This is a genomic window from Bradyrhizobium sp. WCU1 (assembly GCF_053474805.1).
The window spans coordinates 1993082-2015882 of record NZ_CM130280.1 but is presented as its reverse complement, the minus strand read 5'-3'; the positions used below and the strand labels follow the sequence as shown (position 1 = coordinate 2015882).

Genomic DNA, 22801 nt, shown 5'->3' with positions numbered 1-22801 from the left:
CGCCAAATTTGATCCACAGCGCGCCTTGCTGAATCATTCCGGGATGGTCCATAAGCGGCGTCCGCGCCATCGCTGATCCGGTGGCGCAACGGGGTGAGAGAGAAAAGCGTGGCCAAGATCCATCATCAGATTGCGCAGGAGCTGGGGGTTCGCGACGAGCAGGTCGAGGCGGCGGTGACGCTGCTCGACGGCGGCGCCACGGTGCCGTTCATCGCGCGATACCGCAAGGAGCTCACCGGCGCGCTCGATGACGCGCAGCTGCGCACGCTGGAAGAACGGCTGACCTATCTGCGCGAGCTCGAGGAGCGCCGGACCGCGGTGCTCAATTCGATTCGCGAGCAGGGCAAGCTCGATGCCGCGCTCGAAGCCCAGATCATGGCCGCCGACAGCAAGGGCCGTCTGGAAGATATCTATCTGCCGTACAAGCCGAAGCGCCGCACCAAGGCCGAGATCGCCAAAGAAGCCGGGCTCGAGCCGCTCGCCGATCAGCTTCTGACACAGCCGCAGAACGACCCCAACGAGGTTGCCGCGCCGTTCGTCAACGCCGAAAAGCAGGTTGCCGACGTCGCCGCTGCGCTGGACGGCGCGCGCGCCATCCTGGTCGAGCGCTTCGCCGAGGACGCCGATTTGATCGGTGCGCTGCGCGAAGAGATGTGGTCGAACGGCATCATGGTTTCCACCGTCCGCACCGGGAAGAAGACCGAAGGCGAGAAATTCAAGGACTATTTCGATTTCTCCGAGCCGCTGCCGAAGCTGCCGTCGCACCGCATCCTGGCGCTGTTCCGCGGCGAGAAGGAAGAGATCCTCGACCTCACGATCAAGCCGGAGGCCGAGGCGCCGGCCGTCGGCGTGCCCGGCCTCTACGAACTGCGGATCATGAACTGCTTTGCGATCTCCAACCAGGGGCGCAAGGGCGACAAATGGCTGGCGGAGACGGTGCGCTGGGCCTGGCGCACCAAGATCCAGATCCATCTCAACATCGATTTGCGGCTCCGGCTGTGGACGGCGGCCGAAACCGAGGCGGTGCGCGTGTTCGCCTCGAACCTGCGCGATCTGCTGCTCGCGGCGCCGGCCGGCCCACGCGCCACCATGGGGCTCGATCCGGGCTATCGCACCGGCGTCAAGGTCGCGGTAATCGATGCCACCGGCAAGGTGGTGGCGCATACCGCGATCTTCCCGCACGAGCCGCAACGGCGCTGGGACGAGGCGCTCGCGATTCTCGGCAAGCTCGCGATCGAGCATGGCGTCGAGCTGATCGCGATCGGCAACGGCACCGCCTCGCGTGAAACCGACAAACTCGCCGCCGAACTCGTGAAGCGGTTGCCCGAACGCAAGATGACCAAGATCGTGGTCTCCGAAGCCGGTGCGTCGGTCTATTCGGCCTCCGCCTTCGCCTCGAACGAATTGCCCGACCTCGACGTCACCATTCGCGGCGCGGTCTCGATCGCGCGGCGCCTGCAGGATCCGCTGGCCGAGCTGGTCAAAATCGATCCGAAGGCGATCGGCGTCGGCCAGTACCAGCACGATCTCGGCGAGGCCAAGCTCGCGCGTTCGCTCGATGCCGTGGTGGAGGACTGCGTGAACGCGGTCGGCGTCGATGCCAACACCGCCTCGGTGCCGCTGCTCTCGCGCGTGTCGGGTATCGGCGCTGGACTGGCGCAGAGCATCGTGCAGCACCGCGACGCCAACGGCCCGTTCAAGTCGCGCAAGGCGCTGAAGGACGTGCCGCGGCTCGGGCCGAAGGCCTTCGAGCAGTGCGCCGGCTTCCTGCGCATCAGCAATGGCGAGGATCCGCTCGATTCGTCCGGCGTGCATCCGGAAGCCTATCCGGTGGTGCGCCGCATTCTTGAGGCGACCAAGAGCGATATCAAGGCGCTGATCGGCAACGCCGACGTCGTGCGCGGGCTGAAGCCGCAATCCTTCGTCGACGACACGTTCGGTCTGCCGACGGTGACCGACATCCTGCGCGAGCTGGAAAAGCCCGGTCGCGACCCGCGTCCGGCGTTCAAGGCGGCGGTGTTCAAGGAAGGCGTCGAGGAGGTCAAGGACCTCAAGCAAGGCATGATCCTCGAGGGCACCGTGACCAACGTCGCCGCGTTCGGCGCGTTCGTCGATATCGGCGTGCACCAGGACGGCCTGGTGCACATCTCGGCGATGTCGCGAACTTTCATCAAGGACCCGCGCGAGGTGGTGAAGCCGGGCGATATCGTCAAGGTCAAGGTTCTCGATGTCGAGGTCGCCCGCAAGCGCATCGCGCTGACCTTGCGGCTTGACGACGAGGTCGGGCCGAAGAAGGACAACGCGGCGCCGTCGCGTGATTTCTCGCGCGGATCGGCCAGGATGACGTCGTCGGCGCCACGCCGTCCGCAGGAGCAGTCCGGCGGCGGCGGCGCGCTCGCCGACGCGCTGCGCCGCGCCGCCGAGAAGAGCGGGCGCGGCAAGCCGACCTGATTGCAAAGAGGGGCGGCAAGCGGAGCTCGCCACCCGCTCACCACCACAGCTTACCCGCCGCAAATCTGGCGAGCGCGTCGGTAACGCCCTTGCCATAGGCCGGATCGGCCTTGCTGCAATTGGCATCGTGCCGTTCCTGGATGTGCTTCGACGCGTTGCCGACTGAGATCAGGCAAGCCCTTCCTCGACCAGCGCTTGTGCCACGGAAGGCAACTTTCTCATTCGGCTGAAATAGGCCTGAAGCCGCTCCGGCACATCGATCCCGTGCGCAGGTGCCCATTTCAGCGCCCAGAAAAGATAGGGATCGGGAATCGTCATTCGATCGCCTAACAGGAAAGCGTTGTCGCCGAGTTGCTGCGCAAGAGAAGCAAAGTGCTTGGTCAGCGTGCCGCGAGCTCGTTCCTTCTCGAGCGCCGGCAGGTTCTTGAAGAAGGGTCGCAAGCCGCCGTGGATCTCGGTTGCCATGAATGATACGGCTTCCAGCGCACGCCAGCGCGTGAGGCCCTCCTCGGGGAGCAGCGTGTCGCTCCGGTGTGCGATGTAAGCCAGAATAGCAAGGTTCTCGGTCAATAGCGTTCCGTCGTCGAGTTCCAGCGCGGGCACGTATCCCCTCGGATTGATCGTCAGGTAATCGCCTCCGTCCTCGGTCCGCTTGTCGCGGTTGACGCCGATGAGCTTGTAGGGCAGCCGCGCTTCGATCAGCGCGATGTGGTCTGCCAGGCTACAGGCGCCGGGCGCGTAGTAGAGGATCATAATCGTCTCCAATGTTTGGTCCAACTTGTTGACCAACAGCAGAGGCGTGACTATCTCGTCAAACGCATATCTTCAGGACCAGGTCATATGAATGTGCCCATGTCGGTTGATGCTCCCGCAGGTTGCCAATGGGTGAGCGAGGTTCTCAACCAGGTCGGCGACAAATGGACGGTGCAGGTCGTGGTGGCGCTTCGTGACCGGCCACGGCGCTTCAACGACATCAAGCGTCAGGTTGCCGGCATCTCGCAGCAGATGCTGACACGAACGCTCAAGACGCTTGAACGCGACGGTCTGGTCGTGCGCACGGTCCGCTCCAGCACACCGCCGCAGGTGGACTATGCGTTGACCGAGGTTGGCCGCTCGCTTTCAGGGACGGTACGGCAGCTCGCGGAATGGGCGGTTGCGCATCGCGCAATCATCCATGCAAGCCGGCAGCGATACGACACAAGCCGCTAGCCGTGGCCGGCGCCCGCGGTCCGATAGGACGCCTGTTCCGCACCGATCAAACGAAGGCACTCAGACCGGTGATGTCCCGGCCGACGATCAGCGACTGGATCTCGGCCGTGCCTTCGTAGGTGACGAGGCTTTCCATGTCGCACATGTGCCGCATGACGTGGAAATCGAGCGTGATGCCGTTACCGCCGAGGACGTCGCGCGCCATCCGGCACACGTCGCGTCCCTTGACGCTGCAATAGTACTTGGCGAGCGCGGCCATCGTCTCCTCCAGCTTGCCGTCGTCGATCAAGCGGCCAAGCCGGATGCAATAGAGCTGCATCGCGGTGACGTCGCCGAGCATGTTGACGAGGATCGACTGGATCATCTGCGACTTGGCGATCGGCTTGCCGAACTGGATGCGGCGCTGTGCGTAGGTCAGGGCGATGTCGTAGGCCGAAACGGCATTTCCAAGTGATGCCCATGCCACCGTGTTGCGGGTGCCCATCAGCACCCTGGCGCAGTCCTTGAACGAATTGCAGTTCTTCAGGCGGGCCTCCTCCGATACGCGGCAGTCGGTGAGAGTGATGTCGGCGTTCTGCACCATCCGCAGCGATACCTTGCCGCCGATCTTGGTCGCCTTGTAGCCGGGGTTGTCCTTCTCCACCACGAAGGCCTTGACCTGCTTGTCGGCGACGTCGCGGGCGTAGACCACGATGTAGTCGCACCAGACGGCATTGCCCGGCCAGCGCTTGCGGCCATTGATCACCCATTCGTCGCCTTCACGCTTGGCCGTGGCTTCGAGCCCGACCGAATCCGATCCATGATCGGGCTCGGTCAGGGCGAACGCGCCGACTTTCTCGAACCGGGCCATCTGCGGCAGGTAGCGCTGCCGCTGCTCTTCGGAACCGAGCAGGTTGATCGACTGCATCGCCAATCCGAGATGAACGGCGAAGAACGTCGCGATGCTCGAGTCGATCCGGCTGAGCTCCATCATGACCAGGCCCGCGCCGACCGCGGTCATCGGCCGGCACCCGTGTCCGCGCATGTTGTGATCGCCCACGATGTTCAGCGCCGCGATCTTGGGAACCAGTTCGAAGGGAAACTCGCCGCGCTCCCAGTAGGAGTTGACGATCGGCAGCACCTCGCGCTCGCCGAATTCGCGCACTTTGGCCAGGATATCGATCTCCTCCGGCGTCAGTTGCTCTTTCATCAGGAAATAGTCGGTGCCGCGCGCGCGTCCGATGTTGTCGCTCAGCTTGTCCGTGATGGGGTCGGTCATGCGTTTCCTCCTTGATTTTATCGGCGCCCGCGTCTCCGGATGCGCCGCCGTTTCGATATCGCAGCGCTTCGATCTCCCCGATCAGGTGTGAGGTATCGTCTCGCTGACGATACCTCCCGCCTCGCCCTCGGATTCATAGATGAGCGGTGCGCCGCCTCGACATCTCCCTTGCTGCCCGCTCACACCGCTGTTCCCGATGCGGCGTCGCTACGACTGGTTGCGCCGCAAGATCAGACCTGCCAACGCGGTCCTGGTGGTGCCGTTTCTTGTTGGTGCGTGCTGCACGATGATCGATAGATGAGACGGGTAGAGCGCTTTCGAAAAGGCAGACCCACGTTCGACCTTGCACCGGCATCGCAACGGCCGTTCGGCATACTGCGTCAATAACAATTCGGTCGCAACCAGATAGAGCAGTGCGGAGCGGGCTTGGTCGTTACGCACCGTCCGTCGAATGCAGCAAGATCGGACGTGACGTTGAGATCGGGCAGGCTGCCGAGGTGCGAAGCGGACAGCCGGAGGTGCGAAGCGGACAAGACGTTGCTCCGCGCGGCAAGCGGAGCCGCGCGTCGGTGCCAAATCACGTTCGGTCAAAAGCACGCGATCGCGACGCGAGGTCTATCGCCAATCCTAAATCCGGCGTCAGAATCTGGCGCATTTGTCAGTTGAAGTCGGCCGCACGCGCGCGTCTTCTGATGCTCCTCTGCTTGCGGCGATACGAGGTTCGTCGCGGTCCCAATCACGGAGGACTTCATGAAGAACAAGCTCTTCACGTTTCTCACGGCGGCGACGCTTGCTGTCAGCGTCGCACTTTCACCCGTAGCCCTCGCCAGGGGCGGCGGCGGTGGCGGCGGACATGGCGGCGGCGGTGGTGGTCACGGCGGCGGCTTTGGCGGCGGCATGCATGGCGGCTTCGGCGGCGGAATGCACGGTGGCGGAATGGCATTCGCCGCGATGGGCGGCGGCGGGCATTTTGCCGGCGGACATTTCGGAGGTGGCCCCCGCTTTGCGGGCGCCGGATTCCACGGCGGGCGCTTCTTCCATCATGGCGGATTCTTCCGCCACCACCGCTTTCATCGCTTCGCATTCGTCGGCGGGCCTTATGTCTATGCGGATTATTACGGCGGGTGCTGGCGCAGGACATGGACCTCTTACGGCCTGCAATGGGTCAATGTGTGCGGGGACTATTGGTGATCGCCCAACCAACCGCACCGTTGTCGCGGCCGTCGCCAGGCGTTCCATCCAGCCCCGGAATGGGATAGTCTGGCGGCGACCGTCGCGGGGGCTCGGTAGAGTTTGAGAACCCGGAGAGTTCAAGCAGATGACCGGAGCTCACCGCCGCATTCTCGTCGTCGAGGACGATCCGGAAACCGCGGGTCAGCTCGTCGAGGAGCTCACCACCAGCGGCTATGACGTGGATCTCGCCGCGAACGGCCGCGAGGCGCTGAGCCAGGGCGCGGCGCGCGACTATGCCGTCATCACGATCGATCGCATGCTGCCCGACATCGACGGCATCACCGTGATGCGCCAGATGCGCGACGATGGCATCGCCGTGCCGTTCCTGATCATCAGCGCGCTCGGCGAGGTCGACGACCGCGTGCGTGGCCTGCGTGCCGGCGGTGACGATTATCTGGTCAAGCCGTTCTCCTTTGTCGAACTGCTGGCGCGGCTGGAGGCGCTCGGCCGCCGCAGCGAGACCGTTGCCAAGGAGACCATCCTGCGGGTCGGCGATCTGGCGGTCGATCTGATCGCGCGGACGGCGAGCCGCCGCGGCCGCAAGATTCCGCTGCTGCCGAAGGAGTTCCAGCTGCTCGAATATCTCGCGCGCAACGAGGGTCGCGTGGTTTCGCGCGCCATGTTGCTGCAGCATGTGTGGGATCTGCACTTCGATCCCTCGACCAATATCATCGACGTCTATGTCGGGCGGGTGCGCCGCAAGGTCGACGACCAGCAAGCCTATCCGCTGATCCACACGATCCGCGGCATCGGGTACTGCCTCCGTGCTCCTGGCTAAGACCCTTGGGTCATCGACGTTCCGCCTGGCCCTGATCGCCATCGGCATCTTCGGCCTGATCGTGTCCGCGATCTTCGCCTATGTCTACTGGTCGACGCTGTCCTATGTACGCGACAGGTCCGACCGCGCGATCATGACCGAGCAGGTGAGCCTCGACGGTGCCTATGCGCGGTCCGGCCGCGAGGGTTTGTCCGCATTGATCGCGCAATGCATCGCTGACAAGGACTTTGCCGACCATGTGTATTTGCTGGTCGACGCCGGATCGGCAGTGCTGGCCGGAAATCTCGGAGTGTGGCCGGCGCACACCGGCGAGCGGGGATGGACGGAATTTCGGACCTCGCCGCCGCGGCTCGCTTCCGGAACCGTGCTGGTGCGAGCCGTGGCCGAGACCTTGCCGGGCGGTGAACGGTTGCTGGTCGGCCGCGATATCAGCGATCTCGACGGCTTCATGGCGCAGATCAGGGCCGCAGGGATCGCCGTTGTGGTGCTGATCATCGGGCTGGCGGCTGCCGCCAGCATCGGGGTCACGCGGCGGACGGTCGGCCGCATCGAATCGATCAATGCGACCAGCCGCGCCATCATGCTCTCCGGCCTCGACCAGCGCATCCCGCTCCGCGGCAGTCACGACGAATGGGATCGCGTTGCCGAGAATCTCAATCTGATGCTGGATCGCATCCAGACCCTGATGGGCGACGTCAAGCAGGTCAGCGAAAACATCGCCCATGACCTGCGCACGCCGCTGACCCGGATGCGCGGCCGGCTGGAGAAGGCCTATCACGCTCCGCGCAACGTGGAAGGCGATGCGGCGCTGATCGGCGACACCATCGCCGATCTCGACGCGGTGCTCGGGATGTTCGCATCGATCACGCGGATCTCGGAGATCGAGACGCGGGCCCGCAAGGGCGCGTTTCGCACCGTCAATCTCGTCGAGATCGCAGGCGAGGTGGTCGAGCTGTACGACGCCGCGGCCGAGGAGGTGACCACCGATCTCGACCTTGCCGGCGATCCCGTGGTGCTGGTCACCGGCGACCGTGACCTGCTGTTCGACGCCATCGCCAATCTCGTCGACAACGCGATCAAGCATGGCCGCCCGGGCGGACGGGTCACCGTGACCTGCGATAATGACCAAAGCGGGCCGATGATTTCAGTCGCCGATGATGGCCCCGGCATTCCGGCCGACCAGCACGACCGCGTGTTCAAGCGCTTCTACCGGCTGGAGCAGAGCCGCTACACGCCGGGCAACGGGCTCGGCCTCAGCCTGGTCGCGGCGGTCGCGAGCCTGCACGGCGCACGGATCGAACTGCGCGACAACACGCCGGGGTTGTTGTTCAGGCTCGTGTTTCCCGCGACGGAAACCTAGAACGGTAGGGTGGCGACGGCGGAGGAACTCCTCGCCGGGTGCGTGCCACCAAAATATTGAAAAACAACCCCATGCAAAGGAGCTCGCGGCTGCCGGCGTTGGACCAGGCAACGTTCGACTATGCAGCTTGACACGTTGGGCAAATCAGGAGTACTTTTCTAATATTCAGAAATTACGCAACTGCCGTCTTGTAGGCGCCCTCGCCACACGAGTGGCGCGCAGCGCGTCGCGAGACTGCATCAGTCACCGGCCGTACAACATACTCGCCGTCGTCCCGGCCTTCGCCGGGACGACGCAACGGGAAGAGCCGTCGACACTGGATCACCCCGCATGCGCGGGGTGATGGCACCGCGTTGTTTGACTCGTTGAGTCGAACTATCCCACATCGTCGTCCTGGCGAAGGCCAGGACCCATTACCCCAAATGAGAGTTGTTGCGTCACGCTGGGGGCCACGGTCCCGTTTATCGTCAAATGCGGTGGTTGTGGGTCCTCGCTTTTGCCAGGACGACGATGGGGAGGGAGCAGCTCAAAACCGTGCCGCCATCTCCACGAGCCGCGCGTGCGCAGCTTCCCGCGCCGCGCGGATCGGCTCCGCGGGCCCGGTGGTTGGGCCGATCGGCACGAAGCGAACGTCGTTGATGCCGATGAAGCGCAGCACTTCGCGCAGATAGGGCGTTGCCATGTCGATGCGGCCGCGGTTCATGCCGGTGACGAAGTCGCTGCCGCTCGCGAGGATCACGACCGTCGGGCGGTCCTTGAGCAGCGGCAGATAGCCCTGTGCGGGATCGAAGCGAAAGGTCAGCCCGGGCTGGATGATGACATCGAGCCACTGCTTGAGCTTATAGGGAATCGAAAAATTCCACATCGGCGTCGAGATCAGCACGCGATCGGCCAGCGACAGCCGCAGCGCCAGGCGCTCGGCGACGGCGAAGGCGTCGTGCTGGGAATTGGTAAAGGTCTTGCCGCCGATCCGGGCATATTTGGCCTCGAGCAAATAACCCTCGAACTCCGGCAGCGGCTCGCGCCAGAGGTTCATCGCGTCGATCTCCCAGTCCGGGCGCGCCTTGCGGAAACTCTCCATAAAGACGCGAGCGCCGGCCGCCGATTCCGAATCGGCGCGGGGAGAGCAGGCAAGATGCAGCAGCTTCGGCACCGCGCCTCCTCAGCCGAGCGCCTTGATGACGGTGTCGGCGTTGGTCACGACGGAGACGTTCTGGAGCGCGAAATTGATCGCGGCGTTGTGCCAGTCGGCGTTCATGGTCGAGCAGCAATCCTCCGGCACGATCATGAAATAGCCCTTGTCGGCGCCGGTCCGCGCGGTGTGCTCGACCGACATGTTGGTCCAGGCGCCGGTGTTGATGATCATGTCGCGGCCGGTTGCCTTCAGGATGGTTTCGAGCCGCGTGCCCTCCCAGGCGCTCATCCGCATCTTCTCGACCACGAAGTCGCCCGGGCGCGGCTCGAGGCCCGAGACCGGCGCCGCGCCCCAGCTGCCGCGCACCATCGCCTTGCTGTCGACCAGTCCCTCGAACAGCGGCGCGTTCAGCGTGACGCCGGGCGCGCCTGGCTCGACCACGAACCAGACATGGATGATGGCGACGCCGCGCGCCCGCGCAGCATCGGCGACGCGGCGAACATTCTCGACGACATGCTGCTGGCGGGCATGCGCCGGCGCGCCGGACTCGGCGAATGCGCCGCCGTCCATGATGACGTCGTTCTGCATGTCCTGGATGATCATCGCGCAGCGCTGCGGATCGATCTGCATCTCGCCGGCGGCGAGATTAGGCGCGGGCGTGGACGACGATGTGGTACCGGCGCCGCCGCGCTTGCCGCTCATGTAAGGTTCGTTACGCGGCCCGACCTTGGTCGGGATCGCATAGACCGAATGAGTCGCGGTCAGATAGAGCGTGCGGAAATCGGCGCCGCCCCAGGCAAGATTGGCGACCAGTTCGGGAAGGCGAACCTTGCCGAGCAGGTCGCCGCCGGGCGAGTAGACCCAGACGCCGCCGGGCGCGGTGACCCAGACGTTGCCGCGCTGGTCGCACTTCATGCCGTCGGGCAGGCCGGGCTCGAGCTCGGAGCGGATACCGGAGGCGAACACGCGCGGATTGCCGAGCGCGCCGTCGGCACCGACGTCGAAGGCGCGGATCAGCGCCTGCACGGTGTCGTTGACGTAAAGGATGCGCTCGTCGGGCGAGAAGCACAGCCCGTTGGGCTGGTCGAACAGATAGCGGTCGACCAGCAGCTTTGGTGCACCTCCGCCCGGCGGCACGCGATAGACACCCTGGAAGCCGAGCTGGCGCGGTCGTTCGACACCATAGACCGGCATGCGGCCATACCAGGGATCGGAGAAATAGATCGCGCCCGAGGAATGAACGCAGACGTCGTTCGGGCTGTTCAGCTCCTGGTTCTCGTAATGCGAGGCCAGCACCTCGCGCCGACCGTCGGGCCGTTCGCGGATCAGCGAGGAGGTCGCATGCTCGCAGACGATCAGATTGAGGTCGGCGTCATAGGTCATGCCGTTGCATTTGTTCGACGGCCGCTTGACCTCGACCACGCCGCGCCGCGCATCCCAGCGCCGGCGTACGTCGCCGGGCATGTCGGAGAACAGCAGGAAGTGATCGACCGGATGCCAGATCGGCCCCTCCGTGAAATCGAAGCCGGTGCCGACCTGGCCGACCGGCGCGTAGGGATCGATCAGGTCTTCGAACTCGCTGCGCAGCGTGACATGCGTCATCGTGACAGGCCTTCGCAATTATGCCGGGAACCAGTTGCGTTGCGGCAGGCTCTGCACGACCGGCCCGGGCACCTGGTCATGCAGCCGGCCGACCACCATGCCTCCCTCGATCTTGGCGGGGCGATCATGCACCGGCAGCAGATAGCGCGAGCTGGAGAGCAGCTTCTTGATCGCGGCCTTCTCGGCGCGCTTGCTGGTGCCGTGGTTGCCGGTGGTGCGCGGCTCGGCGTCGTGGATCTCGTTGAAGGGTGTGACGATCTGGTCGTTGAAATCATAGATCACGTCGCCACAGATCGTGGCAATGCCGTCAGCGGTGTGGACGTGAATGTTCATCGAGCCTTCGGTGTGGGCGTTGGCGGCGTCGCAATAGACGCCGGGCATCAGCTCGACCGGGCCGGTGATCTCGAGGTCGAGGAAGCGCAGCGCGCTCTTGGTATGCAGGCGGTCGATCAGGTGCTTGATGTCGGGCGCGGGATACTGCGGATGCATCAGGCCGGAGACTGAGTATTCCAGCTCCTTGCGGTTGACGACGACAGTCGTGTTCATCGGAAACAGATCGTCCTTGCCGGCATGGTCGATGTGCAGATGGGTGTGGCAGACGAAACGGACGTCGCCCATGCGTACGCCGTGGCGGGCGAGCTGGTTCTCGATCATGTTCTCATGGAACTGGAGCCCGCGCATCCCGAGCGTCTCCATGATCTGGTTGGAGCGGTAGCCGGTGTCGACCAGCACAGGGTAGGGCCCGCCGAGAATCAGGAAGCCGAGCGTCAGGACGCGGCGGGTGCGGCCGCAATTGTGCCCGAGCACGAGGAAGCTCGATTCCAGCTCGATATCGCCATAGTCCAGAATCTTGATCTCCAACGGCATCGCTCTCCCTCCAAATTCGTGTTCGTTGTTGTGTTCGTATTCGCGGTGCGGCTATGGCTCCAGCCGATAGACCCGCGCTGCGGTTGTGCTGAAGATCGCGGCACGCTGCTCGCGGCTGAGCCGTTCGGCGGCCGCCTTGAATGCGTCGATGAGATCGCGGTAGCTGGTCCACAGCTTCTCGATCGGAAAGTTCGAGCCGAACAGGCAGCGCTCTGCGCCGAAGATCGCAACCGTATCGGTCATGACTCCGGCAATATGCGCGGCATCGTTGCGGTGGATGAAGGTGCCGAGCCCTGACAGCTTCGACACCACGTTGGGGCATTGCGCCAGCCGCGCCATGCCGGCGCGCCAAGCGGCGCGGCCTTGCGGTGACAGGTCTTCCAGCATGCCGGCGTGCTGCAGGATGAAGGTCACGTCGGGACAGGCTGCGGCGAGGCCTGCTGCGCCTGCCATCTGCGGCGCGAACACCTGCAGGTCAAAACTCCAGCCATAGTCGGCGAGGTGGCCGACATTGCGCCGGATCACGGGATCGCCGCAGAGATCGGGCCGTGCCGCGAAGCGATAGAGCGGGTTCTCGTGCCAGTGCAGCTGCATGCGCACCCCCCGCACCAGCGGATAACGCTTCAACCGATCCAGTTGCGGCCGCACGTCGTCGACGGAGAAGTCGGCATAGGCGACGAGCGCGTGCGGCCAGCCATGTTCGTCCGCGGTCTGCTGCACCCAGGCCGCTTCGTCCTCGAACTGGCCGTTGGGCCAATTGGTCTGGACATAGACCGAGCGGGTGACGCCGCTGCCCTTGAGATCGTCGAGATATTCTTGGATCGGATAGTCGCGGCGGATCGGCTCGTAGGGGCCGAAGATGCGCGGCTGCATCGGGCCGGACAGCCAGGCGAGATCGGCCTGACGCCAGATGTGATGATGTCCGTCGACGATTCCAGTCACGCAGCTCTCCTTGTTCCGAGCGACAGCAGATGCGCGACCACGGCCGCGCTCGATCCGCCGTCCACGAGATCGTCGACAAAGCGCTGGATCGCGATCAGCGCCTCGGTTTGCGGCTTGAAGCCGGAGGCGGTCGCGAGCGGTGTCAGCCAGCTCACGCGCCAGGCCCGGCGCGACAGTTTTGCGACCGCGTCGCGCAAGGCGGCCGGATCGCCGCGCTCCAGGCCGTCGGAGACGATCACGACCGCTGCGCCGCGGGCATATCCGCCGAACCGCGGTACCGCGAGGAACGCCTGCAACGCGTCGCCGATGCGGGTGCCGCCGTCCCAGTCGCTCACCAGGAACGAGGCTGCGTTCAGCGCCTGCTCGCGCCGTTTCAGCCGCAGCGCCGGCGTCACGCGGGTCAGCCGCGTGCCGAAGGTGAACACCTCGACATTGCCGGCTGCCTGCACCAGTGCATGCGCGAGCCGCATGTTCTCCTCGGTGCGTGCCTTCATCGAGCCGGAGACGTCGATCAGGAACAGGATCTTGCGTGGGCGCTGGCGGCGGCGCATCCGTCCCAGTCGCAGCACCTCGCCGTCATTGCGCACGCTGTCGCGCAGCGTGCGACGCAGATCGGCGAACGGACCGCTGCGGGCACGGCGTCGCCGGTGGCCGCGCCGCCGCGGCAATCGTCGTGCGGCTTCGCGCGACAGTTTTCGCAGCGGATCGCTGGTCGGAACTTGCGCAAAGCGGCGCTCGACCAGCGCTTCGGCCCGCGCCGCGGCGAGGCCGGATTCGTTGGCTTCGTCGGCGAGCGGCGGCTCGTCCTCGCCGCGGCCTTCCTCCTGGAGGCGGACGGTCTCCTCGTCCTCGCCTTCGGCCTGCTCGATCGCCTCAGCGCCGCGGAAATGGATGTCGAACAGCCGGTCGTATGTCGCGCGACGCTCCGGCGGTGGCGCCAGCGTGGCAAGTCCGGCCCGGCGGATGTGCTCCAGGCTCCGAGGGCCGAGCAGCTCAATCGCAGCCAGGAAGCTCGTCGTCTGCTCCGGCGCAACCGAGAAGCCGTTGGCGCGCAGCAGCGCGACAAAGGAGACGAAGATATGCGCCGCGCGCGGCAGCTGGAGGTCGTCGCTCACGCCGCCGCCTCCGCGATGATCGCATCGAGCCGCGGCGAGATGAAATGCAGATCCTCCTCATCCTTCAGCGCAACGCCGATCGAACGCTTGAACGCGTCGGGCCAGCGTGCGCCGCCCTTGTTGAGCAACGTCGCGGCTTCCGCCCAGTCGACCGCCTCGGCAATGCCCGGGGCCTTGCTCAGCGGCTCGCGGCGCAGCCGGCCGACCGCGGCGACCACGGCGCGAGCTGTGGCTTCGGCGACGCTGGAGGCCCGCATCATCACGATCCGCGCCTCGCGCTCGGCATTCGGATAATCGATCCAGTGGTACACACAACGTCGCCGCAGCGCCTCGTGCAGGTCGCGGGTCCGGTTCGAGGTCAGCACCACCACAGGATGCTCGGCGGCGCGGATCGTGCCGCGTTCCGGGATCGAGATCTGGAAGTCGGACAGGAATTCGAGCAGGAAGGCCTCGAACTCCTGGTCGGCGCGATCGATTTCGTCGATCAAGAGCACGGTCGCATCAGGCGCGCGCAGTGCCGCGAGCATTGGGCGTTCGATCAGGAACGACTCGCCATAGATGTCGATGCTCTCCTCGCCGGCCTGCCGGATCGCCAGCATCTGGCGCGGATAGTTCCACTCATAGAGTGCCGCCGCGGCGTCGATGCCTTCATAGCATTGCAGCCGGATCAGCCTGCGGCCGAGCACGGCAGCGATCGCTTTCGCCGCCTCGGTCTTGCCGACGCCCGGCGCGCCCTCGAGCAGCAACGGCTTGCCGAGCGCGAGCGAGAGATAGGAGGCCGTTGCGATGCCGTCGTCGGCAAGGTAATAGGCCGCCCGCAGCGCCTTCTCCAGCGCCTCGGGGCTGTCGATGCCGACAATGTTGCTGCGGACCGGCATGGAAAACCTCAGCGCCGCGGCTGCGGCCGCGCGCCGCCCTGCGCCCTGATCGCGCGCAGCACCTTTTCCGGCGTAATCGGCAGATCATCGATCCGCACGCCGACCGCGTTGAAGATCGCGTTGGCGACCGCAGGCAGCACCGGATTGGCGCACATCTCGCCCGGTCCCTTGGCGCCGAACGGGCCGTCCGGCGCAGGGCGTTCCAGCACCGCGATGTCGTGCGGGCAGATGTCGCCTGGCCCCGGCATCAGATACTCGACGAAGTCACGCGGCCCGTGCACCGGCTCCGGATAATAAGGCTCCGGCGTCTCATAGAGCGCGTGGCTGACACCCATCCAGGCGCCGCCGACCAGCTGCTGCTCGACCAGCCGCGGATTGAGCGCGCGGCCGAGCTCATAGGCCGAGTCCATCCTGACCATGTCGACCTCGCCGGTCTCGTCGTCGACCTCAACCTCGGCGACCAGGCAGGCATGCGCATAGCAAGTCGCCGGCGACATCTCGCCGGTCTCGGGATCGACGTCGGACAGCGGCACCAGGAAGATGCCGCGGCCGGAGATGGTCTTGCCCTGCTTGAACTGAGCTGCGATCGCGACGTCCTTGGTCGAGATCGAGCGGTGCGGCGCGCCCTTGACGTGGATGTTGCCGCGGCCGTCGGTCTCGAGGTCGGCGGCATTCACCTCCAGCTCCTCGGCGGCCGCCTCCATCATCACGCCGCGCGCCTCCCGCGCCGCCGCCATCACGGCGTTGCCGACGCGATGGGTGCCGCGCGAGGCAAACGAGCCCATGCAGTGCGGGCCCGTGTCGGAATCCGCAGTGTCGACATAGACGTCCTCGACCGGGACGCCGAGCGTCTCGGCGCAGATCTGCCGCGTCACCGACTTCATGCCCTGGCCGAGATCGATCGAGGACAACGCCACGGTGAACTTGCCGCTCGGGTTGGAGTGCACCAGCGCCTGGCTCGGATCGCCGCCGAGATTCATGCCGATGGGATAATTGACCGATGCGATGCCGCGTCCGCGATGCCTTGTCATGGTCAGCGCCTCCTGGTGCCGAAGACGGAAGAGAAGCGGGTGGCGCCATGCGACGGCGCGCTCGGCCGCGGTGGCGGAGGAGATGGTGGTGGCGGCGACGGCGGTGGTGGCGGCGGCTCGCGGGTCGCGGCCGGCGCTCGGTCATACGTCGTGCGCTGCTGGGACGGCACGGCGGGCGGCGCATGCGTCTCGCGCGGGGTCGGCGTCACCGCAGCGCGGGCGCCGCCGCCGTCCTTGCGCGACGACATCCGCTTGAAGTCCTCGCGAAGCGGCCATTTGGCCTTCTCGGCGGCAACTTGCACGCATTCGATCAGCGCGGTGTTCTTGGCCTCGCGGCGGTGCGCCTTCATGTCGCCGTCGCGATACGCATTGAGGATCCGGATTTCCATCGGGTCCATGCCGACGAGATGGGCCAGCTTGTCCATCTGGCATTCGATCGCGAAATCCATCGCCGTGACGCCGAAGCCGCGCATCGCGGTCGCCGGCGTGCGGTTGGTGAAGACGCAATAGACGTCGCCGTGGACGTTCGGGATGGTGTAGGGGCCGGGCAGATGCGCGGCGCATTTCACCGCCGCATAGCTCGACAGCCGCGTATAGGCGCCGCTGTCGAAATAGGCCCGCACCTTTCGGGCGACGACGCGGCCGTCGCGCATCACGCCGTCCTTGATGTAGATGCGTTCGGCGCCGCGCGGCGGGCCGTACTGCATCTCCTCCTCGCGCCCGAACACGTAGCGCACCGGACGTCCGGTCAGCATCGCGCCGAGGATGCAGAGCGGCTCGGTCAGCGTATCGACCTTGCCGCCGAAGCCGCCGCCCACCGTACCGCCGATGAAGTGGAAGGTGTTTGACGGCACGTCGAGGATCTTGGCGCAGGTATCGACCGAGAAGAACAGCGCCTGCGTCGAGGTGTAGACGATGTAACGGCCGTTGGTGTCGGGTGCGGCGATCGAGCCGTTGGTCTCGGTCGGGGCATGTTCGATCGGCGACATCTGGTAGCGCTGCTCCAGCACGTGGTCGGCCGTTGCGAACGCCCGGTCGGCGTCGCCGAAGCGAAGCTGCTGGCGATCATAGGTCTCGTGATAGGTGAAGGTGTTCTTGGGATAAACCTCGTTGACCACGGGCGCGCCCGGCTTCAGCGCCTCCTCGACGTCGAACACGGCCGGCAGCACCTCATAGTCGATCTTGACTTTCGCGATCGCCTCATAGGCCTCGCGCGGGCTGTCGGCGACGATGGCGACGATCGGCTCGCCCTTGTAACGAACCTTGTCGACCGCGAGCGACGGCTCGTCGTCCTTGCCGAAATTAATCAGGCTGAGCAGCGTGTTCAGATTGCGCGGCACGTCGGAGGCGCGGATCACCCGCCGCACGCCCTGCGAGCGCTCGGCCTCGGAAGTGTCGATGCGGCGCAGCCGCGCGTGCGGATGCGCGCTGCGGACCACCTTCAGATGCAGCATGCCCTGCAGCTTGTGATCGTCGAAATAGGGCGAGGTGCCGGTGACATGGCCGAGCATGTCCTGGCGCTGCGTGCCCTTGCCGATTTCCTTGAGATTGTCGTCGCGTTCGTCGGCGAAGATATCCTTGCGCAGTTCCAGCATGGCACTGTTCCCTTACGCGCGCGCCCGGCCGCCGGATGCGGCAGCCAGCACGGCGTTGATGATCGGCTCATAGCCGGTGCAGCGGCAGATATTGCCGGAGATCGCCTCGACCACCTCGGCACGGCTCGGCTGCGGATTGCGATCGAGCAGCGCTTTCGCGGCCATCAGCATGCCCGGCGTGCAATAGCCGCACTGCGCGGCGAAATTGTCGGCGAAGGCGCGCTGCAACGGATGCAGATTGGGGCCGTCCTTGATGCCGTCGAGCGTCTCCACCGAACGGCCGGCGACCGTCTCGGCGAGCGTCAGGCAGGATAGATGCAATTCGCCGTCGATCAGCACGCTGCAGGTGCCGCAGCCGCCCTGGCCGCAGCCGAATTTCGGCGTCATGTCGCCGATCAGCTCGCGCAGCGCGACCAGCAGGTTGGTGCCGCCATCGACGAAGATCGCGACGTCGCGGCCGTTGTGGCGGAATTGAAGTGGGGTCTTGGCCATGCGTTCTATTCCTGACCGGACAGCAGGCGCTTGAGATGTACGCCGACGATCTCGCGGCGATACCAGGCGCTGGCGAGCGCATTGTCGCCGGGCGACGTGCCCTCGACGGCGGCCGCGGCGGCGGCGCCGATCGTGGAAGCATCCAGCGGGCGGCCTTCCAGAGCTCGCTCGGCGGCGCGGGCGCGGATCGGCGTCGGCGCCATCGAGCCGAGCGCGACACGGGGGCCGACGATGCGGCTGCCGTTGACCGGCAGATGCGCCGCCAGCGTGATGACAGCGCCGCCCTTGGGCTTGATCCGCGCGATCTTGCGGTAACGGAACGCATCGGCGCTTCCAGGTTTTACGAACGAGATCGCCAGAACCAGCACACCGGTCTGGCGGTCGCGCGATTGCAGGAATTCCTCGATCGGAATCTCGCGGCCGCCGAGGCCGCCCTGCACCGATACCATGGCGTCGAGCGCGAGCATCGCGACCGTGAAGTCGCCATATGGCACCGGTGCGAACAGATTGCCGCCGACCGTGCCCATGTTGCGCACTGCAGGTCCGCCGATCGAGCGGGCGGGGGCGTGCAGGAAGCCGAGATCGCGTTCCGCCAGGATGCGGGCGAAGGTGACGCCGGCGCCGAGCGTGATGCGCGAGCCTGTAGCGTCGATCCGCGTCATCGCATGGTCGCTGGCGCGCACGATTGTCGAGATCGAGATGTCGCCCTCGTTCAGCGCCCGCATCACCAGCGTGCCGCCGCCGAGATAGCGGGCGCTGTGATCCGACGACAGCGCCGCCGCGGCGTCATGGCTGCTGGTGAAGGTCTTCACCGTGACTGGCATGATGTCCTACCCGCTTACGCGGCCTCCTTCAGATGCCGGCGGATGGCCTCGAAGCCGGCCTGGTAGATGTCTTCCGAAACCATCTGCGTGATGCGATCCCGGTCTTCGGTCCGCGTCGTGAAGCGCGATTCCCAGTGCCAGAAAGTGCGGTTGCCGTCGGTGACTGGCAGCAGGCGGACATGCGCCACGTAGTTGAACATCGGGATCGGCGTATCGAGCAGGCAGTAGCTGAACGATTGTTCGAGATCGGAGAGCGCCAGCAGCTGCTCGCGCAGCTCGGCGCCGTCCTGCAGCTTGAAGCGCCTGACGCAGCCGATCTTGTCGGATGGCTGCGCGCGCTCGATGCCGCTGCTCGCGACCGCCGGGTGCCAGCGGTCGTGGCCGTTGAAATCGCGCAGCACGGCCCACACCGCATCGGTCGGTGCATCCAGGATCGTGCTTTTGACGATGTGCGGCACGGTCAAAGTCCAGTGTCTGCGAGTTTGATGGAGCTATCCGCGAACCTCACCTCTCCCCATCGGGGAGAGGTCGGCGCGCAGCGCCGGGTGAGGGGGCTCAGGTCCCGCGAGAGACCGTAACCCCTCACCCGGATCGCATCTTGCGATGCGATCCGACCTCTCCCACAGGGGGAGAGGTGGACCGTCTGCGTCGCGATAGCTGGACGATACATATCGCTATCCTCCGAACGCCCGCTTCAGCGCGTCGAAGCCGCCCTGGAACACGCCGCCGCCGATGTTGTTGACGAGCTCGGCCTCGCGCTCCGGCGCGCAGTCGAACTCCGCGGTCCATTCCAGGAAGGTCTGGTCGCCGTCGGTGACCGGCGTCAGCCGCAGGGTTGCGACATAGTTCTCGACGCCCATCGGGGATTCCAGGATCGAGTAGGTGCAGAACATGTCGTAGTCGGACAGCCCGAGCAGCTTCTCCCGGATGCGATCGCCGTTGCGCAGGCGGAAATCCCTGACGCAGCCGATCTTGTCGGAGGGCTCGCCGCCTTCGATCCGGCTTTCCGCGATCGCCGGATGCCAGTTCGGCAGCCCGTTGAAATCACGGACCCGGGCCCAAACCCGGTCGTTGCGGGCGTTGACGACGGTGGAGACGTAAACCCGTGCCATGGCGTGCGCTCAGTCCTTCTTGCGCGGCGTGCGCTCGGGCCGCGGCTCGCCGCCGCCCTCGGGCGCCGCCGGCTTGGCGTCAGCGCCGCCCTTGCGCGCGGAGTCCTTGATGCCCTGCATGTCGCGGGCCTCGCGGATCAGGCCGGGCATCTTGGCGAGGCTGCCGCCCTCGACACCGATATCGGACAGGATCGAGTCGATCAGCGGCGCCTGCACGCGGTAGCGCAGCGCCGAGTCGATCACCTCGTCGGTGGCGCTGCGGCCGTTGCCGCCGCCATTGCCGTTGCCGTTGAGGCCGTCGACCTGGAGGATGCGGATGCCCTCGATCTTCTCCATCGGCTTGACGCTTTCGCGCACGATGCCCTCGATCCGGTCGAGCAGCTTGCGGCGGAACAGCGAGTAGCGCGCCTGGTCGGTGAGCACGTTCTCGGCCTCGTTGAGCAGGCGCTGCGCCTCGGCCTCGACCGCGGCGCGAACCCGTTCGGCATCGGCAGCAATCTTGGTCTCCTCGGCCTGCTTCTCGGCCAGCAGCACCTCGACGGTCTTGCGTCGTTTCGCGATCTCGCTCTCGCGCGCCGTGACGACGCGCTCGGCCGCTTCCGTGGCGCGGATCCGGGCGTCTTCGGCTGCAGCGCGCGCCGCGGATTCCTCCAGCGACTTCTGATGCAGCGCAATCGCCTTCTCCATCAGCGCGGTCTCGACGTCCTTCTCGCGGTTGACCTCGAGCTTGCGCAGCTCGCGCTCGCGGCCGACCCTCGCCTCGTCGAGGCCGCGGTCCGAGGCGATGCGGGCGCGCTCGACTTCCTCACGCGCAGCGATCTCGGCCTCCTGCAGCGACTGGTTGCGGGCGACCTCGAGCTGCTCGATCGCCCGGCGCCGTTCGATCCGGGCGGCCTCCAGCGCCTGCTCGCGCGAAACGTCCGTCGTGTCGATGTCCTTGCGCGCCACGATCTCGGCCTGACGGACCTGCCGGTCGGCATCGATCCGCTCGGAGCGCTTGGCGGCGAGCGCGATCACGCGCTCCTCGTCGGCGAGCTCGATCGCCTTCTTCTGGTCGATGTTGAGCACTTCGCGGGTTCGCGACGAGGCGATTCGCTCGCTCTCCAGCGCCAGCTCGACATCGATGCGCTGCCGCTCGACGGCGTCGCGGCGCTTCAGCTCGGCGGCCTCGATCGCCCCGGTGCGTTCGATCTCGAGCCCGCGGGTCTCCCGCTCGGCGCGGATGCGCTGTGCAGCGACCGACTTCTCCTGCGAGATCCGTGCCGCCTCGATCGCCTCGCGCGAAGCGATGTCGGCTTCCTCGATCGCGCGGGTGCGGGCGATTTCGAGTGCCCGGACGTGCTCCTCCTGGGCGATCCGGGATGCTTCGGTGGCTTCGCGCGCGCTGATCCCGGCGATCTCGACGGCCTGGTTGCGCTCGATCTCGAGCTTGCGCGTGGTGTGGTCGGCGGCGATGCGCTCGGCGGCCAGCGTCTTCTCCCTGACGATCCGGGCGGCCTCGACCGCCTTCTGCGCCTCGATCTCGGCTTCCTGGATGGTGCGCACCTGCTGGATCTCCAGCGCGCGGGTGCGTTCGTCGGAGGAGATGCGCTCGACGTTGACCGTCATGGTCTGGGCGATGCGCGCCTTCTCGGTGGCCTCGCGGGCCGCGATCTCGGCTTCGTCGACCGCGCGGGTGCGCTCGATTTCGCGGCGGCGGGTCTCCTCCTCATTGGCGATGCGGGCATCGGTGACGACGCGGTCCTGCTGGATTCGGGCCTTCTCGATCGCCTCGCGGGCGGCGATCTCGGCTTCCTCGATCGTGCGCATCCGCTCGATCTCGCGCTGGCGCACTTCGCGCTCCGATGCGATCCGCGTGGTATCGACCGAGCGCTGGTTGGCGATCCGGACCCTTTCGATCTCTTCGCGGGCCAGTAGCTCCTTCTCCTCGACGGCGCGGGTCCGCTCGATCTCCTTGTGCCTTGTCTCGCGCTCCGAGGCGATCCGGGCTTCGGTGATCGCCTGCTCGTTGGCGATGCGAGCTTTCTCGATGGCTTCGCGCGCGGTGATCTGGGCCTGTTCGGCTTCGGTCTCGCGCAGTGCACGCTCGCGGGCGACTTCGGTGCGCTGCAGGGCACGGCGCATCTCGATGTCGCGCTCCTGCTCGAGGCGGGCGGTCTCGCTCTCGCGCTCGATCTCCAGTGCCTGCCGTTCGGCCTCCAGATTGCGGGAGCGGATCTTGATCATCGAGTCCTGCTCGATGTCGTTGCGCAGCTTGCGCTTGGCCTCGATGTCCTCCATCAGGCGGGTCAAACCTTCGGCATCGAACCGGTTCGAGGGGTTGAAATATTCGAGATCGGTCTGGTCGAGGTCGGTGATCGCGACCGACTCGAGCTCGAGGCCGTTTTGCGCCAGCGCTTCCGCTGCATTGGCCTTGACGCGGGCGACATAGTCGCCGCGCTGCTCGTGCATCTGCTCCATCGTCATCTCTGATGCGACCGAGCGGATCGCGGAGATGAACTTGCCGGAGAGCAGGGTGTGCAGCTGCTCCGGCTCCATGGTGCGGCGGCCGAGCGTCGCGGCGGCGATCGAGACAGCTTCGCGGGTCGGCTGGACGCGGACATAGAAATCGGCCTCGATGTCGACGCGCATGCGGTCGCGGGTGATCACGGCATCCTGCCGGGAGCGCACGATCCCCATCGGCAGCACGTTCATGTTGACCGGCGTATAGTCGTGGATGAACGGCAGCACGAAGGCGCCGCCATTGATCACCACCCGCTCACCCATGAAACCGGTGCGGACGAAGGAGACCTCCTTCGACGAGCGGTGATACAGCCAGTTCACGACGTAGACGATGATGACGATCGCGACGATCGCGACGATGAGCCAGAGGATCAATTCACCGACCAGCATCCCCGACATCTCTTCCTCCCTTGGTCA

The 22801-nt window shown here is 66.0% G+C and carries 19 protein-coding genes and 1 pseudogene; 5 read left to right on the top strand and 15 right to left on the bottom strand.

Annotated elements, in window-relative coordinates; all coding sequences use genetic code 11:
* The first annotated feature begins 108 nt into the window (after window positions 1–108).
* Window positions 109–2451: a Tex family protein gene (locus ACTUWL_RS09140; protein ID WP_021075845.1), complete on the top strand. Its 2343-nt coding sequence runs from the start codon at window positions 109–111 to the stop codon at window positions 2449–2451.
* A 168-nt stretch (window positions 2452–2619) separates the two neighbouring features.
* Here the strand turns inward: ACTUWL_RS09140 and ACTUWL_RS09135 are convergent, their stop codons facing one another.
* Entirely contained in the window at window positions 2620–3204 is a 585-nt protein-coding gene (locus tag ACTUWL_RS09135; RefSeq protein WP_021075846.1) for a glutathione S-transferase N-terminal domain-containing protein, read from the bottom strand.
* A gap of 132 nt (window positions 3205–3336) precedes the next feature.
* On the opposite strand from ACTUWL_RS09135, the gene ACTUWL_RS09130 reads away from it, so the two are divergent.
* A complete protein-coding gene (locus ACTUWL_RS09130; RefSeq protein WP_373010924.1) occupies window positions 3337–3660 on the top strand; it encodes a winged helix-turn-helix transcriptional regulator in 324 nt (107 codons plus the stop codon).
* A 46-nt stretch (window positions 3661–3706) separates the two neighbouring features.
* Here ACTUWL_RS09130 and ACTUWL_RS09125 read toward each other — a convergent pair whose 3' ends face one another.
* A complete protein-coding gene (locus ACTUWL_RS09125) occupies window positions 3707–4918 on the bottom strand; it encodes an acyl-CoA dehydrogenase family protein (protein ID WP_021075848.1) in 1212 nt (403 codons plus the stop codon).
* Window positions 4919–5668: 750 nt separating this feature from the next.
* Between ACTUWL_RS09125 and ACTUWL_RS09120 the strand changes: the two genes are divergently transcribed.
* The 3 genes and pseudogenes from ACTUWL_RS09120 to ACTUWL_RS09110 form a co-directional block, all read left to right on the top strand.
* The gene (locus ACTUWL_RS09120; RefSeq protein ID WP_021075849.1) at window positions 5669–6109 is read left to right on the top strand and encodes a hypothetical protein; all 441 of its coding nucleotides are present in this window, start codon (window positions 5669–5671) and stop codon (window positions 6107–6109) included.
* A 127-nt stretch (window positions 6110–6236) separates the two neighbouring features.
* On the top strand, window positions 6237–6929 hold the full coding sequence (locus tag ACTUWL_RS09115) for a response regulator transcription factor (RefSeq protein ID WP_021075850.1): 693 nt from the start codon (window positions 6237–6239) through the stop codon (window positions 6927–6929).
* 424 nt (window positions 6930–7353) lie between these two features.
* Window positions 7354–8289, top strand: a pseudogene (locus ACTUWL_RS09110) (sensor histidine kinase); the annotation flags it as partial.
* A gap of 526 nt (window positions 8290–8815) precedes the next feature.
* Here the strand turns inward: ACTUWL_RS09110 and ACTUWL_RS09105 are convergent.
* The 13 genes from ACTUWL_RS09105 to ACTUWL_RS09045 form a co-directional block, all read right to left on the bottom strand.
* Window positions 8816–9442: an FMN-dependent NADH-azoreductase gene (locus ACTUWL_RS09105; protein WP_021075852.1), complete on the bottom strand. Its 627-nt coding sequence runs from the start codon at window positions 9440–9442 to the stop codon at window positions 8816–8818.
* A 9-nt stretch (window positions 9443–9451) separates the two neighbouring features.
* Window positions 9452–11026: an isochorismatase family protein gene (locus ACTUWL_RS09100; RefSeq protein ID WP_021075853.1), complete on the bottom strand. Its 1575-nt coding sequence runs from the start codon at window positions 11024–11026 to the stop codon at window positions 9452–9454.
* A gap of 18 nt (window positions 11027–11044) precedes the next feature.
* Window positions 11045–11893 (bottom strand): MBL fold metallo-hydrolase, encoded by an 849-nt coding sequence (locus ACTUWL_RS09095; RefSeq protein ID WP_021075854.1) that lies wholly within the window; start codon window positions 11891–11893, stop codon window positions 11045–11047.
* A 51-nt stretch (window positions 11894–11944) separates the two neighbouring features.
* Complete coding sequence (locus ACTUWL_RS09090; RefSeq protein WP_021075855.1) at window positions 11945–12835, bottom strand: amidohydrolase family protein; 891 nt, start codon at window positions 12833–12835, stop codon at window positions 11945–11947.
* The gene (locus ACTUWL_RS09085; protein ID WP_021075856.1) at window positions 12832–13950 is read right to left on the bottom strand and encodes a vWA domain-containing protein; all 1119 of its coding nucleotides are present in this window, start codon (window positions 13948–13950) and stop codon (window positions 12832–12834) included. Before ACTUWL_RS09085 ends, ACTUWL_RS09090 begins: the two co-directional genes overlap by 4 nt.
* Window positions 13947–14828: an AAA family ATPase gene (locus tag ACTUWL_RS09080; RefSeq protein WP_021075857.1), complete on the bottom strand. Its 882-nt coding sequence runs from the start codon at window positions 14826–14828 to the stop codon at window positions 13947–13949. Before ACTUWL_RS09080 ends, ACTUWL_RS09085 begins: the two co-directional genes overlap by 4 nt.
* Window positions 14829–14836: 8 nt before the next feature.
* On the bottom strand, window positions 14837–15859 hold the full coding sequence (locus ACTUWL_RS09075; protein WP_021075858.1) for a xanthine dehydrogenase family protein molybdopterin-binding subunit: 1023 nt from the start codon (window positions 15857–15859) through the stop codon (window positions 14837–14839).
* 2 nt (window positions 15860–15861) lie between these two features.
* Window positions 15862–17454: a xanthine dehydrogenase family protein molybdopterin-binding subunit gene (locus tag ACTUWL_RS09070; protein ID WP_021075859.1), complete on the bottom strand. Its 1593-nt coding sequence runs from the start codon at window positions 17452–17454 to the stop codon at window positions 15862–15864.
* A gap of 12 nt (window positions 17455–17466) precedes the next feature.
* Window positions 17467–17946, bottom strand: coding sequence for a (2Fe-2S)-binding protein (locus tag ACTUWL_RS09065; protein ID WP_021075860.1), 480 nt, complete (start codon window positions 17944–17946; stop codon window positions 17467–17469).
* 5 nt (window positions 17947–17951) lie between these two features.
* Entirely contained in the window at window positions 17952–18770 is an 819-nt protein-coding gene (locus tag ACTUWL_RS09060; protein ID WP_021075861.1) for an FAD binding domain-containing protein, read from the bottom strand.
* Window positions 18771–18784: 14 nt separating this feature from the next.
* Window positions 18785–19228 carry an SRPBCC family protein gene (locus tag ACTUWL_RS09055; RefSeq protein ID WP_021075862.1) on the bottom strand — a complete coding sequence of 148 codons (444 nt, stop codon included), beginning with the start codon at window positions 19226–19228 and terminating at the stop codon, window positions 18785–18787.
* Between the two features lie 216 nt (window positions 19229–19444).
* A complete protein-coding gene (locus ACTUWL_RS09050) occupies window positions 19445–19882 on the bottom strand; it encodes an SRPBCC family protein (RefSeq protein WP_016847814.1) in 438 nt (145 codons plus the stop codon).
* A gap of 9 nt (window positions 19883–19891) precedes the next feature.
* Window positions 19892–22783, bottom strand: coding sequence for a flotillin family protein (locus ACTUWL_RS09045; RefSeq protein WP_021075863.1), 2892 nt, complete (start codon window positions 22781–22783; stop codon window positions 19892–19894).
* Between the last annotated feature and the right edge of the window lie 18 nt (window positions 22784–22801).